This is a genomic window from Streptomyces sp. NPDC126497 (genome assembly GCF_040302425.1).
GTDB lineage: Bacteria > Actinomycetota > Actinomycetes > Streptomycetales > Streptomycetaceae > Streptomyces.
In genome coordinates this window covers 210,678-224,747 of the sequence record NZ_JBEORT010000002.1, presented here as the reverse complement: position 1 = coordinate 224,747, position 14,070 = coordinate 210,678, and the positions used below count along the sequence as shown (strand labels likewise).

Annotated in this window: 12 protein-coding genes and 1 riboswitch; of the genes, 8 read left to right on the top strand and 4 right to left on the bottom strand. The window is 74.0% G+C overall.

All coding sequences use genetic code 11. The features are described from left to right. Positions 1–112 precede the first annotated feature (112 nt). Positions 113–1,177 (top strand): anthranilate phosphoribosyltransferase, encoded by a 1,065-nt coding sequence (gene trpD / locus ABTY20_RS02180; RefSeq protein WP_351995101.1) that lies wholly within the window; start codon positions 113–115, stop codon positions 1,175–1,177. Positions 1,178–1,246: 69 nt separating this feature from the next. Further along, positions 1,247–1,363, top strand: a riboswitch (SAM riboswitch). A 162-nt stretch (positions 1,364–1,525) separates the two neighbouring features. Beyond that, positions 1,526–2,953 carry an aminotransferase class V-fold PLP-dependent enzyme gene (locus tag ABTY20_RS02175; protein WP_351995100.1) on the top strand — a complete coding sequence of 476 codons (1,428 nt, stop codon included), beginning with the start codon at positions 1,526–1,528 and terminating at the stop codon, positions 2,951–2,953. A gap of 64 nt (positions 2,954–3,017) precedes the next feature. On the opposite strand, the gene ABTY20_RS02170 is transcribed toward ABTY20_RS02175, so the two are convergent. After that, positions 3,018–3,299: an Lrp/AsnC family transcriptional regulator gene (locus ABTY20_RS02170; RefSeq protein WP_030820493.1), complete on the bottom strand. Its 282-nt coding sequence runs from the start codon at positions 3,297–3,299 to the stop codon at positions 3,018–3,020. Continuing rightward, positions 3,296–4,015, bottom strand: a complete 720-nt coding sequence (locus ABTY20_RS02165; RefSeq protein ID WP_351995099.1) for a rhomboid family intramembrane serine protease — start codon at positions 4,013–4,015, stop codon at positions 3,296–3,298. Before ABTY20_RS02165 ends, ABTY20_RS02170 begins: the two co-directional genes overlap by 4 nt. Before the next feature lie 151 nt (positions 4,016–4,166). On the opposite strand from ABTY20_RS02165, the gene ABTY20_RS02160 reads away from it, so the two are divergent. The 5 genes from ABTY20_RS02160 to ABTY20_RS02140 all read left to right on the top strand — a co-directional run bounded on the left by ABTY20_RS02160 (position 4,167) and on the right by ABTY20_RS02140 (position 9,527). Further along, the gene (locus ABTY20_RS02160; protein WP_004989130.1) at positions 4,167–4,406 is read left to right on the top strand and encodes a hypothetical protein; all 240 of its coding nucleotides are present in this window, start codon (positions 4,167–4,169) and stop codon (positions 4,404–4,406) included. A gap of 67 nt (positions 4,407–4,473) precedes the next feature. Beyond that, positions 4,474–5,817 carry an NYN domain-containing protein gene (locus ABTY20_RS02155; protein WP_351995098.1) on the top strand — a complete coding sequence of 448 codons (1,344 nt, stop codon included), beginning with the start codon at positions 4,474–4,476 and terminating at the stop codon, positions 5,815–5,817. Between the two features lie 256 nt (positions 5,818–6,073). Beyond that, entirely contained in the window at positions 6,074–7,114 is a 1,041-nt protein-coding gene (locus ABTY20_RS02150) for a C40 family peptidase (RefSeq protein WP_351995097.1), read from the top strand. 176 nt (positions 7,115–7,290) lie between these two features. After that, positions 7,291–8,304, top strand: a complete 1,014-nt coding sequence (locus tag ABTY20_RS02145) for a C40 family peptidase (protein WP_351995096.1) — start codon at positions 7,291–7,293, stop codon at positions 8,302–8,304. 32 nt (positions 8,305–8,336) lie between these two features. Continuing rightward, positions 8,337–9,527 carry a hypothetical protein gene (locus tag ABTY20_RS02140; RefSeq protein ID WP_351995095.1) on the top strand — a complete coding sequence of 397 codons (1,191 nt, stop codon included), beginning with the start codon at positions 8,337–8,339 and terminating at the stop codon, positions 9,525–9,527. A 117-nt stretch (positions 9,528–9,644) separates the two neighbouring features. On the opposite strand, the gene ABTY20_RS02135 is transcribed toward ABTY20_RS02140, so the two are convergent. Next, on the bottom strand, positions 9,645–10,880 hold the full coding sequence (locus ABTY20_RS02135; protein WP_351995094.1) for a glycosyltransferase 87 family protein: 1,236 nt from the start codon (positions 10,878–10,880) through the stop codon (positions 9,645–9,647). Positions 10,881–11,000: 120 nt separating this feature from the next. Between ABTY20_RS02135 and ABTY20_RS02130 the strand changes: the two genes are divergently transcribed. Further along, on the top strand, positions 11,001–12,143 hold the full coding sequence (locus tag ABTY20_RS02130; protein ID WP_351995093.1) for a glycosyltransferase family 4 protein: 1,143 nt from the start codon (positions 11,001–11,003) through the stop codon (positions 12,141–12,143). 79 nt (positions 12,144–12,222) lie between these two features. Here ABTY20_RS02130 and ABTY20_RS02125 read toward each other — a convergent pair whose 3' ends face one another. Then, positions 12,223–14,019 carry an AMP-dependent synthetase/ligase gene (locus ABTY20_RS02125; RefSeq protein WP_351995092.1) on the bottom strand — a complete coding sequence of 599 codons (1,797 nt, stop codon included), beginning with the start codon at positions 14,017–14,019 and terminating at the stop codon, positions 12,223–12,225. Positions 14,020–14,070: the final 51 nt, after the last annotated feature.

Below are 14,070 nucleotides of genomic sequence, written 5' to 3'. Positions count from 1 at the left end.
CCCCCGTCCGTTCTGCGGACGGGGGCCCTTCGCCGTCCCCGGAGCTGGATAGGGTGGGGTCCGGGGAACCCCGCCGGGCTCCCCGGACCCCCTACGACCATCAGGAGCGGCCATGAGCGCTGTGACCCCCGCTGGAGGCGACACCGCGGCGGGCCGCTCCTGGCCCGCCCTGCTGAACGGACTGCTGGACGGCCGGGACCTGTCCGCCGACGACACCGCCTGGGCGATGGACCTGATCATGCGCGGGGAGGCGACCGACGCGCAGATCGCCGGGTTCGCGGTCTCCCTGCGGGCCAAGGGCGAGACCGTCGAGGAGATCACCGGCTGCGTGCGGGCGCTGTACGACCACGCCCATGTGATCGAGGTGCCGGGCGCGACCGTCGACATCGTCGGCACCGGCGGGGACGGCGCCAAGACGGTGAACATCTCCACGATGTCCTCGATCGTGGTGGCCGGCACCGGGGCGAAGGTCGTCAAGCACGGCAACCGGGCCGCGTCCTCCGCCTCCGGCGCCTCCGACGTCCTGGAGAAGCTCGGCGTCAACCTGGAGCTGTCCCCGCGCCGGGTCGCCGAGGTCGTCGAGGAGGCCGGGATCACCTTCTGCTTCGCGGTGAAGTTCCACCCGGCACTGCGCCACGTGGCCGCCGCGCGCGGCCAGCTGGGCATCCGCACGGTCTTCAACTTCCTCGGCCCGCTGGCCAACCCGGCGCGGGTCAAGGCGCAGGCGGTCGGGGTCGCCGACCCGCGGATGGCGCCCATCATGGCCGGGGTCTTCGCCGGGCGCGGTCACTCCTCACTGGTGTTCCGCGGCGACGACGGTCTGGACGAGCTGACCACCACCGCCACCTCCAAGGTGTGGGTGGTCCGCGACGGCAAGGTCGACGAGGAGACCTTCGACCCGCGCGAGGTGGGCATCGAGCTGGTTCCGGTGGAGGCCCTGCGCGGAGCCGACGCCTCCTACAACGCGGAGGTCGCCCGCCGGGTGCTGGACGGCGAGGCCGGCCCGGTGCGGGACGCGGTGCTGCTGAACTCGGCGGCGGCGCTGGTCGCCCTGGAGCCGGGCCCCGGCTCCCTGACGGAGCAGATCCGCGCCGGGATGGCGAAGGCGGCCGAGTCCATCGACTCGGGGGCCGCCAAGCGGGTCCTGGAGCGCTGGGTGGCCGTCAGCAACGCCTAGGGCGGGGGACGTCCCGCGATCCGGACACGGGTTGCGGGACCTCTGCCGTCTCCCGTACTTTCCTGTCCAGGTCACGAGTGACAGCCATCAGGCCCCGGCCGGCTGTCCGGCAACCCTCCGTCCGTGGCGGGGTGCCCCGGGTGAGGACCAGGCCGTGAGCAGCAGGGCGCACGGCAAGCGCGGACCCCTCGCACACCAGGGGTCCTGGTCGTCGAGGAGCCTTCCGTGAGCAAGCGAATGCGCTAGGGCTGCCGAGCCCCGCCTCCGCGCACCCCTTCACCTCTTCCTCCGTGCTCGAGCGATGCGCGCCCGCACGGGGATTCCGCCTGCCCCACCGGGAGTTCCGCCATGTCCGTCCCCACCGCCGTCGCCGCCCCGTCCGTCCGCGCCCCGCTGCCCGTGCTGGGCCGGGACGTCACCGTCCCCCTGGTCACCGGCGGCGAGATCGGCTACGCCGCCCTCGACTACGCCGCCAGCGCCCCCGCCCTCCAGCGGGTGTGGGACGACGTGGCCGCGTACGCGCCGTACTACGGCAGCGTCCACCGGGGCGCCGGACACCTCTCCCAGCTCTCCACCGACCTGTTCGAGAAGGCCCGCCGGACCGTCGCCGGGTTCCTCGGCTGCCGCATCGAGGACAGCCCGGGCGAAGCCCGGTCCGGCAAGGGGGGTGACGGGCGACGGGAGGGCGACCAGGTGGTGTTCACCCGGTCCACCACCGACTCCCTCAACCTGCTCGCCGCCGTGCTCCCCGACGGCTGCGAGGTCTTCGTCTTCGAGACCGAGCACCACGCCTCCCTGCTGCCCTGGCGCGGTGCCCGCGTCACCGTCCTGGACGCCCCGGACAGCCACCGGCAGGCCGTCGAGACCCTGGAGCGCGCCCTCGCCGACCGCGACCCCCACGGCCCCGCCCTGGTCTGCGTCACCGGCGCCTCCAACGTCACCGGCGAGCTGTGGCCCGTACGGGAACTGGCCGCCGCCGCGCACGCGCACGGCGCCCGGATCGTGCTGGACGCCGCCCAGCTCGCCCCCCACCGCCCGGTGAACGTGCGGGACCTGGACGTCGACTGGGTCGCCTTCTCCGGACACAAGCTGTACGCGCCCTTCGGCTCCGGGGTGCTGGCCGGCCGCGCCGACTGGCTCCGGGAGGCCGAGCCCTACCTCGCGGGCGGCGGCGCCAGCCGCACGGTCACCCGGCGCGCGGACGGGGGAGTGGACGTGGAGTGGCACGAGGGCGCCGCCCGCCACGAGGCCGGCTCGCCCAACGTCATCGGCGTCCACGCCGTCGCGTCGGCCTGCGAGGCGCTCACCGAGGCCGGGTTCGACGCCCTGGCCGCCCGTGAGGAGGAGCTGGTCCGCGCGGTGCGCGAAGGGCTCGCGGACGTGCCCGAGGTGCGGTTCCTGTCGCTGTTCGGGGACGACGCCCCGCGCGTCGGGGTGCTCTCCTTCGTCGTCGAGGGCTGGAACAGCTCCCACTTCGCCGCCGCGCTGTCCGCCGAGTACGGCATCGGCGTGCGCGACGGGCTGTTCTGCGCGCACCCGCTGCTGCGCGGACTGCTCGGCGGCGACCGGGGGAGCCGGGCCGAGTGCGGCGCCCCCGGGACGGCGTCCGGCGGGGAGTCCCTCGCCGCCGTCCGGGTCAGCTTCGGCGCGGGCACGCCGGACGAGCACGTGGAGCGCTTCGTGCGCGCGGTGCGCGAACTGGTCCGGGACGGTGCCCGCTGGACCTACCGAACGGTGGACGGCCGCTGCGTCCCGGACGCCCCCGCCCGGGCGTGACGTCCCGGCGCGGGCGCGGGGGCCCGCACGCGGCCCGGGGGACGTCACGCCCGGGCGCGCGGGCTCAGCTGTCCAGGCCGATGGCGAACGCCGCCTCCAGGTCGTGCTGCGAGTACGTGCGGAACGCCACGTGCGTGTCGGTGCCCTCGACGCCCGGGATCTTGCTGATCCGGCCGGGGATGACCTCCGCCAGGTCCTCGTGCTCGCGGACCCGGACCATGGCGATCAGATCGTAGGTGCCGGTGACGGAGAAGACCTCGCTGACGCTGTCCAGCGCGGCGATCCGCTCCGCGATCTCGGGGATCCGGTCCACGCTGGTCTTGATGAGGACGATCGCGGTGATCACGGCTGGTTCTCTCCCTCGGGGGCCGGAGCAGGGGCGGCCTTCACTGTAGTCGCCCTGCCGAAACGCACCCACGCGTAGCCGAAGCCCAGCCCGAACCCGATCAGGTGCGTCAGGTACGCCACCCCCGGCTCCTCGCCCGCCCGTCCCGCCGCCGCCCACTGCAGCGCCGCCCAGAACGGCAGCACCACCCACGCCGGCAGGCGCACCGGCAGGAAGAACAGGAACGGCAGGAGACTGGTCACCCGGGCCCGGGGGAACAGGAAGAGGAACGCGCCCAGCACCGCCGAGATCGCCCCGGAGGCGCCGACCAGGGACCGCTCGGAGTCCGCGTTGACGGCGGCGTACCCCAGCAGCGCGAGGGCGCCGCAGCCGGCGTAGCACAGGGTGAACCGCACCCGGCCCATCCGTGCCTCGGTCATCGCCCCGAACACGTGGAGGAACAGCATGTTGCCGAGCAGGTGCACCCAGCCGCCGTGCACGAAGAGCGCCGTGGCGGGGGTCGGGAAGGCCTCGGGGGATCCCTCGAACAGCTCTGCGGGGACGACGCCCCAGCGCCGGAAGTAGGCCCGCTGCGCGGCCGGCGGCTCCTCCCCGGGCAGGCCCGAGACCGGCCCGATCAGGAAGACCAGGCAGCACAGCGCGACGAGGGTGCGGGTCACCGGCGCGGGGGCGCCCCGGATCGCCCCGGCGGCCGACGCGCTCCAGTTGCGGATCATGAATACAGAGCATGACGTAACCGGACGCAACCGCACGGACCGCCTCGCCGCCGTGGACGGGCGGGCGGCGAGGACCCGCCAGGCCGTAGGGTTACGAGCCACACGCACCGGGAGCCGGTGCGTCACGGACACTGGAAGGCGAACAGCCACGATGACGGTTCCCCTGCCGACCGCCTCGACGCGGTGGCGCTGCACCCTCTGCGGCAACCTCACCCGCTTCGACGTGACCCGCTCGTCGAAGGTCGTCGAGTACGTCCACCTCGATCTGGCCGGAGAGCCCAGGGTCGAGGAGCGCGAGGTGCTCGATGAGACCATCGAGTCGGTGCGGTGCCGCTGGTGCAACGCCGTGGACCAGGTGGAACTCGTGGACAGGCCGGGCGCCGGCTCCTGAGCGGGAGCGGGCCCCGCTGACGGCGACCCCCGGACGGGGGCCGTACACAGGCATTGGGGTGTGACGGATGGTGGAGACCACGGGCGGGGGGCCGCAGGACGGCGCCGCCGAGGTGCTCGACCGTCCGCTGCCCGACGGAGTGCGCCGCCGGGTCGTCCAGATCGTCGCCGACGGCTTCGGCGGGCTCACGGTCGCCGAGCTGCCCGCCCAGCTGCGGCAGTACGCGCGCTTCGCCCCGAACCGCCGCGCCAAGTTCGCCGGGAACGCCATGGCGGCGGCGCTGGAGACCGATCCGCTGTTCCGGCAGCGCATCGGGGAGAAGCTCAGAGAGGCCCAGCCGGAGCTGACCGGCGCCCTCGACTCCGGCTCCCCGCCCCCGGCCGCGGACCCGCTCGACGTGGCGGCCGCGGCCTATGTGCTCCGCCCGCCCGGCTGGGTCAAGCTGGTGACCGCCGCCGGCGAGGAGGCCCAGCGCGCCGACGCCGAGCGCGCCGACGAGGAGACCCGGGCCGAGCTGGAGCGGCTGCGCGCCGAACTCGACCGGGCCCGGGAGCACACCAGGTCCGAGACCGAGCGGCTGCGCGCCGAGCTGGAGGCGGCGAAGAAGGAGGCCGAGTCCCTCCACCGCAAGCTGCGCTCCGCCCACAGCGACGTCAGGCGCGGTGAGGCCGCCCTGCGCAAGCTGCGGGGCGAGATGGAGGCCGTGCGCGCCGAGGGCCACGCCCAGGTGTCGGCCGCGGAGAGCGAGAGCCGGCGCCTCAAGGCCCGGCTGGGGGAGACCGAGGCCGCTCTCGAGGCCGCCCGCCGGGCCGCCCGTGAGGGCCGCAGCGTCGAGGACATGCGGGTGCGGCTGCTCCTGGACACCGTGCTGGACGCCGCCCAGGGGCTCCGCCGGGAACTGGCGCTGCCCCCGGTGTCGGTCCGGCCCGCCGAGACCGTGGACGCCGTCGAACCGGGGCGCATGACCCCGAAGGACATCGCCGCCCGCGCGCTGTCCGAGCACGACCCGGCCATCCTCGACCAGTTGCTGGCGCTGCCGCAGGCGCATCTGGTGGTCGACGGCTACAACGTCACCAAGACCGGCTATCCCCAGATGCCCCTGGAGAAGCAGCGGCTGCGCCTGCTGGGCCAGCTCGCCCAGCTCGCCGCGCAGACCGGCGCCGAGGTGACCTGTGTCTTCGACGGCGCCGAACTGGCCGCGCCGGTGCTGCTCGCGCCGCCGCGCGGCGTACGGGTGCTGTTCTCCAAGCCGGGCGTCACCGCCGACGAGCTGATCCGCCAGCTGGTGCGCGCCGAGCCGCCGGGGCGGCCCGTCATCGTCGTCTCCACCGACCGCGAGGTCGCCGACGGAGTGGCCCGCGCGGGCGCCCGCCCGGTCGCCTCGGCGGTGCTCCTGAAGCGGTTCGCGTAGCGCGTCACCCACAAGGCTTACCTCACACCTCATGCGCATCCGTCCCCCGTGCAACGTACGGGATCTTTGCCCGAATTGACGGAACCGTCACGCAACGTAGTGTCAAGCAGGCGTCACTGCAGGTGAATTGAGGGGTGATAAACCCACTGTGACGAAGATTTTGTGTCCGGGGATTTGAACTGATCACAAGAGAATCACTAGGGTCTGCCTTCGAACCCTCGCTCGCGCGATCACTCTCGAGAAGGAGCTCGTCTCCGTGGCGTCCCACCGTCGTCCCAAGCAGCCGAGCCGCGCACGCGTCACCGTGCTCACCACCGCTGCAGCAGCTGCCGTCGTCATGAGCTCGCAGGCCGCCAACGCCGCCCCCAGCGAGAAGCCGAGCAAGGACGAGGTCAAGGCCAAGGTCGACAAGCTCTACGAGCAGGCGGAGCAGGCCACCGAGAAGTACAACGGCGCCAAGGAGAAGCAGGAGAAGCTCCAGAAGGAGATCTCCACGCTCCAGGACAACGTCGCCAAGGGGCAGCAGGAGCTCAACGAGCTGCGCGACGGCCTCGGTTCGATGGCCAGCGCCCAGTACCGCAGCGGCGGCCTCGACCCCTCCCTCCAGCTCTTCCTCTCCGCCGACCCGGACGACTACCTCGACAAGGCGTCCACCCTCGACCAGTTGAGCGCCCAGCAGGTCGAGGCGCTGAAGGAGATCCAGAAGAAGCAGCGCGAACTCGCCCAGCAGCGCTCCGAGGCGTCCGGGAAGCTCGAGGACCTCTCCGCCACCCGCACCGAACTGGGCAAGAAGAAGAAGGAGGTCCAGGGCAAGCTCTCCTCCGCGCAGAAGCTGCTCAACAGCCTCAGCGCCGCGGAGAAGCAGCAGCTCGCCCAGGAGGAGAGCCGCGCCACCCGCGCCAGCGAGCGTGAGGCGCTCAACGTCAACGTCCCGGCCGGCTCCGGCCGCGCCGCCGCCGCCTTCGCCGCCGCCCAGAGCAAGATCGGCACCCCCTACGTCTACGGCGCCACCGGCCCGTCCTCCTTCGACTGCTCCGGCCTGACCTCCTGGGCCTACGCGCAGGCCGGCGTCGGCATCCCGCGCACCTCCGAGGCGCAGACCGGCGCGGGCACCAAGATCTACTCGATGAGCCAGCTCAAGGTCGGCGACCTCGTCTTCTTCTTCAACGACCTGCACCACGTGGGTCTCTACGCGGGCAACGGCCAGGTGCTGCACGCCCCACGCACCGGCACCGTCGTGCGCTACGAGTCGATGAACACCATCGGCGGCCCGTTCATGTTCGGCGTCCGCGTCTAGCCGCCCCCGTTCGGGGGATTCGCACTCCCGTCGATCTTCTCCGCGCCCCGCCTCCGACGCAGGTCGGAGGCGGGGCGTCACTGTGGGCGAGCGCTTCGGCCACGGGTCCGTGCGGTGCCGTGACGGCTACTGTCTGCCGCGTTTCCCGTCCGCCAGTGGAAGGAGCGCGGCTTCCCGTGGGGTCCCACCGCCGTACCGCACCCTCGTCCGGATCCGACCGGGGCGCCGCCGTCGCCCTCGGCCTGCTGTCCGCGGCGGCCACCGCCCTCGCCGCCGTACCGGCCGCGGCCGCACCGCACGACGTCACCCTGGCCGAGGTGGACCGCCTGTACCGGGAGGCCGAGAAGGCGACCGAGGCGTACAACGAGGCCGACGAGCGCGCCGACGGACTGCGCCGGCGGATCGCCACCGCACAGGACGGGATCGCCCGGCAGCAGGCGCGGGTCAACGCCATGCGGGAGTCGCTGGGTTCGCTGGCCGGCGCCCAGTACCGCTCCGGCGGCCTGGATCCCGCCCTCGCCCTGCTGCTCTCCGACGACCCGCAGGACTACCTCGAGAAGGCCTCCGCGCTGGACCGGATCGCCGTCCACCGGGCCGGTGAGCTGAGGAGGCTGAAGGGCGCCCTGCGCTCCCTCGCCCAGGACCGCGCGGAGGCGGCCGGGAAGCTCGGCGCGCTGCGGAGGAGCCGCGAGGCCGTCGCCGCGCACAAACGGACCGTCGAGCGCAAGCTCGCCGAGGCCCGCAGGCTGCTCGACTCCCTCCCGGCCGGCGAACGCGCCGCCTGGGACCGCGCCACCCGCTCCGCACGCACGGACCCGCCCGCCCCGGGCGCGGCCCCCGCCTCGGGCCGCGCGGCCGCCGCCGTCGCGGCGGCCCGTTCCGCCCTCGGCAGGCCCTACGTCTGGGGCGCCAACGGCCCCTCCTCCTTCGACTGCTCCGGACTGACCCAGTGGTCGTACGCCCAGGCCGGGGTCGCGCTGCCGCGCACCTCGCAGGCCCAGCGGTACGCCGGCCGGCGGGTCCCGCTGTCCGAGGCGCGCCCCGGCGACCTGGTCGTCTACCGCTCCGACGCCTCCCACGTCGGGATGTACATGGGCAACGGCCAGGTGATCCACGCGCCCCACCCCGGCGCCCCGGTGCGCTACGACCCGGTCGGGATGATGCCGGTCTCGTCGGTCACCAGGGTCTGACCGCGCCGGCCCGGCCCCGTACCCTCGGGAAGGTGGCTGGTCGAAGGCGGGTGTCGGGTGCGCCGGTGATGGCGCTGTGTCTGCTGCTGGTCTCCCTGGTGGGGTGCGGCGGGGGGCCGGCCGTGGACGCCGCCCGTGCGGAGGTGCAGTCGCTCCTCGACCGCCGCGCGGAGGCGGTCCTCGACCGCGACGCCGCCGCGTACGCCCGCACCGGCACCCGGGCCGGGTTCGCCAACCTGCGCGCGGTGCCGCTCGCGGACTGGTCCTACCGGGTCACCGCCCTCGACCGCACCGGCGACACCGCCACCGCCTCCGCCGACCTGAGCTACCGCGTCGAGGGCCACGACCGGTCCCCGGTCACCACCGCCCGCTCCCTGGGCCTGAGCCGGGACCGGGACGGCCGCTGGTCCGTCGACTCCGACCGGCCGGCGGAGAAGTCCGGCCAGCAGCTGTGGGACCAGGGGGCCGCACACGCCGTCCGGGGCGGGCGGAGCCTGGTCCTCGGCGTCGGACAGCCCGACGGGAAGCTGCGGGAGTACGCCGAACTGGCCGACCGCGCGGTGCCCGCGGTTTCCGACGCGTGGGGCCGGGAATGGGCCCGGAGCGTGGTCGTCCTGGTCCCGGAGACCCTGGAGGGCATGGCGGGCCTGCTGGGCTCGCCCGCCTCCTCCTACCGGGGCATCGCGGCGGTCACCACCGGCGCCACCGGCACGGACGGGCGGGCCCCGGCGGACCGGGTCATCGTCAATCCGGAGGCCTTCGGACTCCTCGGCGACCAGGGCCGGCAGGTCGTCCTCACCCATGAGACCGCCCACGTCGCCACCCGCTCCCACACCTCCGCCGCGACCCCGCTGTGGCTGTCCGAGGGGTTCGCCGACTGGGTCGGCTACCGGGGCGGCGACCGCGCCCCCGCCGAGGCCGCGCCGGAACTCGCCCGCGCGGTGGGCCGGGGCGAGGTGCCCGACGGACTGCCCGACGACGAGGACTTCGGCTTCGCGGGCGACGCGGACCGCCTCGCCCGCGCCTACGAGAGCGGCTGGCTGGCCTGCCGCCTCATCGCCGACCACTGGGGCGAGGACCGCCTCGGCGCGTTCTACCGCGCCGTGGGCGCGCACGAGGACCGCGAGGGCGCGGTGGAGGACGCGATGCACCGGATCCTCGGCACCACCCGCGAGGAGTTCACGGCCCGGTGGCGGGAGTACGTGAGGGACGCGCTGGGCTGAGCGGCGACGGCCGGCCGTCAGCCGCGGGCGCTCCCGCCTCCCCCGGTGCCCGAACGGCCCGGGAGGCACCCCGATGGCGCCGGGCCGCGCCCGACCCGCGGCGGACGGCCGCCGAGGTCAGGACGAGACCGGCGTCCCGGCGGCACGGGCCGGCCCGGGAACCCGGGGGAGCGACCTCCGGCGGGGCACCGTCGCACACCACAGCACCCGCGCCGCCAGCAGCGCCGCCGCCACCAGAAGCCCGTTGCGCACCACCAGCAGGCCGATCCCGAGCGCGTCGCTCGCCACGACATGGGCGAACCACACGGGAAACTCCAGCACCGTCACCAGCGACGCCGCCAGCACCAGCCCGACCGGCGCCCCCATCCTGCTCCCCCGGAAGCACAGGCACACCGCCCCGAGCCCGACCAGCCACACCATGTACTGCGGACTGATCACCCGGCTCGTCGTGGTGAACATCAGCACCGCCACGAACGCCGCGTCCGCCACGGTGTGCGCCTCGAAGCGGACGGCCTTCGTCCGCCACAGCACCAGCCAGGCCAGCGCGGCCCCGCTCAGAAGCAGCGCCCCCGTGCTCACCCGGCTCACGTACGGGCCCAGGAACTCGACCGAGCCGTAGTTGAGCAGCACCTCGCCCTCCCAGCCGTGATGCCGGGCCACGTGGAACACGAGCGCCCCCAGCGACTCCACCTCCGTCCCCCGGTCCCGCTGGAAGCCGAGGAACGCGAACGCCCCCGGCATCAGCACGGCGAACAGGCCGGCCACCCCGGCGCCGGTCACCGCCGCCGACACCCACGCACCGCGCCGCCGCACCGCGAGCAGCAGCAGTACCGGCCACACCTTCACCAGCGCCCCGAAACCGGCGAGCGCCCCCGCCGACCGGGGGTACCGGGCGGCGGCCAGCAGCGCGGCCACGGCGACCGCGGTCACCATCACGTCGTAGCGCGCGTACACCGTCGGCCCGAGCAGCGGCACGCCCGCCACCCACACCCAGGCACCGCGCGGCGACCGGCCGCTACGGCGGCCGGCGTACCGCAGCAGGCACAGGGTGGCCAGGTCGGCGAGACAGGCCAGGACGAAGAAGGCGGTGGCGTACTCCAGGAACGGCAGCAGGCCGGGGGAGAGGACCGCCAGGGCCGCGGCGGGCGGGTACTGCCAGGTGACGTCGTCCAGCGGGAACGTCCCGGTGCGCAGGACGTCGTACCAGCCCCGGTAGATGACCGACACGTCGCTGGTGACGTCGGGGCCGGGGAAGACCACCACCTTCAGCACGCACAGCAGCAGGGCGGCCCGGGTCAGCCCCCACAGAAGCAGCAGCGGGGCGAGGGAGCCCCGCACGGCCGTCGTCCTCATGCGCTCCCTGCCCGTCCGGTGTGCGGTCGTGAGGGGCCATGATGTCCCGGACACCCGTGCACGTGCCACAGAGCGGCACCGTGACGGGCGGCGCACCCCCGTTCGATAGGGTCGGCGGCGATGCACAAGACCCTGATCGTCACCAACGACTTCCCGCCCCGCCCCGGCGGCATCCAGGCGTTCCTGCACAACATGGCGCTGCGGCTCGACCCGGAACGGCTCGTCGTCTACGCCTCCACCTGGAAGCGCTCCCGGGAGGGCGTCGAGGCCACCGCCGCCTTCGACGCCGAGCAGCCCTTCACCGTCGTGCGCGACCGTACGACGATGCTGCTGCCCACCCCGGCGGTCACCCGGCGGGCCGTCGGACTGCTGCGCGAGCACGGGTGCGCCTCGGTGTGGTTCGGGGCGGCGGCACCGCTCGGCCTGATGGCGCCGGCGCTGCGCCGGGCGGGCGCGGAGCGGATCGTGGCCACCACCCACGGCCACGAGGCGGGCTGGGCCCAGCTCCCCGCCGCGCGGCGGCTGCTGCGCCGGATCGGGGAGTCCACGGACACGATCACCTACCTCGGCGAGTACACGCGCTCCCGGATCGCCTCCGCGCTCACCCCGGAGGCCGCCGCGCGGATGGTGCAGCTGCCGCCGGGCGTCGACGAGAAGACCTTCCACCCCGGCTCGGGCGGCGACGAGGTGCGGGCGCGCCTCGGGCTGACCGACCGGCCGGTGGTCGTGTGCGTCTCCCGGCTGGTGCCGCGCAAGGGGCAGGACACGCTGATCCGGGCGATGCCCGCGATCCTGGCCGCCGAGCCGGACGCCGTGCTGCTGGTCGTCGGCGGCGGCCCCTACGAGAAGGAGCTGCGCCGGCTCGCCCGGGACACCGGCGTCGCCGGCTCCGTCCGCTTCACCGGCTCCGTCCCCTGGTCCGCACTGCCCGCCCACTACGGCGCCGGGGACGTCTTCGCCATGCCCTGCCGCACCCGGCGCGGGGGCCTGGACGTGGAGGGCCTGGGCATCGTCTACCTGGAGGCCTCCGCGACCGGCCTCCCGGTCGTCGCCGGCGACTCCGGCGGCGCCCCCGACGCGGTCCTCGACGGCGAGACCGGCTGGGTCGTCCCCGGTGACGCGCCCGACCAGACCGCGGACCGCGTCATCACCCTCCTGGGCGACGGGGAACTGCGCCGCAGGATGGGCGAGCGGGGCAGGGAGTGGGTCGAACAGAAGTGGCGCTGGGACCTGTTGGCGGAGCGCCTGAAGGAGCTGCTCTGACGGGGCCGTTGCGAAGAACGCCGTCGGGGGCGGCCCCGACGGCGCTCGGGAGACATCCCGAACCGGGCCCGGTCAGGCCCTACTTGGCGTAGATCGCCTCGATCTCGTGCGCGTAGTCCTTGGCCACGACATTCCGCTTCAGCTTCAGCGAAGGCGTCAGGTGCCCCGACTCCTCGGTGAACTGCGCCGGCAGAACACGGAACTTCCGCACCGACTCCGCCTTGGACACCGCCGCGTTGCCGTCGTCGACGGCGGCCTGGATCGCCGCGAGCAGATCGGGGTCCTCGCTCAGCGACTCCGCCGTCGACCCGGCCGGCTTGCCGTGCTCCGCGCACCACCGGCCCAGGAACTCCTCGTCGAGGGTGACCAGCGCGCCCACGAACGGCCGTCCGTCGCCCACGACCATGCACTCCGCGACCAGCGCGTGCGCCCGGATCCGGTCCTCGATGACCGCCGGGGCGACGTTCTTGCCGCCCGCCGTCACCAGGATCTCCTTCTTGCGGCCGGTGATCCGCAGATAGCCGTCCTCGTCCAGGGTGCCGATGTCCCCGGTGTGGAACCACCCGTCGGCGAGCGCCTCGGCGGTCGCGCCCGGGTTGTTCCAGTACTCCTTGAACAGGTGCTCGCCGTGCAGCAGCACCTCGCCGTCGTCCGCTATCCGCACGACCGAGCCGGGCAGCGGCTGGCCGACCGTGCCGATCTTCTGCCGGTCCCACGGGTTGAACGCGGTGGCCGCGCAGGACTCGGTCAGCCCGTAGCCCTCCAGCACGCTGAAGCCGATGCCGCGGAAGAAGTGGCCCAGGCGCTCGCCCAGCGGGGCGCCGCCCGAGATGGCGTGCTCGCCGCGCCCGCCCAGCACCGCCCGCAGCTTGCCGTAGACCAGCTTGTCGAACACCTTGTGCTTGATCCTCAGGCCGAACGACGGCCCGGACGGGGTGTCCAGCGCCCGGCTGTAGGCGATCGCCGTGTCCGCCGCCCTGTCGAAGATCCTGCCCTTGCCGTCGGCCTGCGCCTTGGCCCGCGCCGAGTTGTAGACCTTCTCGAAGACGCGCGGCACGCCCAGGATCAGCGTCGGCCGGAACGCGGCCAGTTCGTCGGTGAGGTTCTTGATGTCGGGCACGCAGCCCAGCCTGATCGGCGCCATCATGGGCGCGATCTGCACCAGCCGCCCGAAGACGTGCGCGAGCGGCAGGAACAGCAGCACGGAGCACTCGCCCGTGCGGAACAGCGGACGCAGCCGCTCCACGATGTTGCCGCACTCGGCGAAGAAGCTGCGGTGGGTGAGCACACAGCCCTTGGGCCGTCCGGTCGTGCCGGAGGTGTAGACGATGGTGGCGGGGTCGTCCGCCTTCGCGGACGAGCTGCGCTCCTCGACCGTCTCGTCGGCGACGTCCTGCCCGAGCCGGCCCAGCTCCTTGATCCCGCCGGCCTCGATCTGCCACAGGTTCCTCAGCTCGGGCAGCCGGTCGCGCACCGACTCCACGGCCGCGGCGTGGACGTCGAGCTCCACGAAGCAGGCGGTGGCGCCGGAGTCGCCGAGGATCCACGCCACCTGCTCCGGCGAGCTGGTCTCGTACACCGGCACGGTCACCGCGCCGGCGCTCCAGATCGCGAAGTCCAGCAGCGTCCACTCGTAACGGGTGCGGGACATCAGGCCGACCCGGTCGCCGGGCCGCACCCCGGCGGCGATCATGCCCTTGGCGGCCGCCCGCACCTCGGCCAGGAAGGCGGTGGCCGTCACGTCCTGCCAGGCGCCGTCCACCTTGCGGGCGATGACGGCGACGTCGGGGTGCTGCGCGGCGTTTCTCCGGACGATGTCGGTCAGGTTGCCGTCCGCGGGGACCTCGTACAAAGCCGGAAGGCTGAACTCGCGCAAGACTGCTGCTCCTCTTAGGGCGCCGGCGCCACGACGTTGTGCGATGCGACG

What these genes read in the sequence shown, in the direction of transcription:
- ABTY20_RS02135 (WP_351995094.1), bottom strand. Translation starts at nt 10,880, where the DNA reads ATGAGGACGACGGCCGTGCGGGGCTCCCTCGCCCCGCTGCTGCTTCTG.
- ABTY20_RS02165 (WP_351995099.1), bottom strand. Translation starts at nt 4,015, where the DNA reads ATGATCCGCAACTGGAGCGCGTCGGCCGCCGGGGCGATCCGGGGCGCC.
- ABTY20_RS02175 (WP_351995100.1), top strand. Translation starts at nt 1,526, where the DNA reads ATGTCCGTCCCCACCGCCGTCGCCGCCCCGTCCGTCCGCGCCCCGCTG.
- ABTY20_RS02130 (WP_351995093.1), top strand. Translation starts at nt 11,001, where the DNA reads ATGCACAAGACCCTGATCGTCACCAACGACTTCCCGCCCCGCCCCGGC.
- ABTY20_RS02155 (WP_351995098.1), top strand. Translation starts at nt 4,474, where the DNA reads ATGGTGGAGACCACGGGCGGGGGGCCGCAGGACGGCGCCGCCGAGGTG.
- trpD (WP_351995101.1), top strand. Translation starts at nt 113, where the DNA reads ATGAGCGCTGTGACCCCCGCTGGAGGCGACACCGCGGCGGGCCGCTCC.
- ABTY20_RS02160 (WP_004989130.1), top strand. Translation starts at nt 4,167, where the DNA reads ATGACGGTTCCCCTGCCGACCGCCTCGACGCGGTGGCGCTGCACCCTC.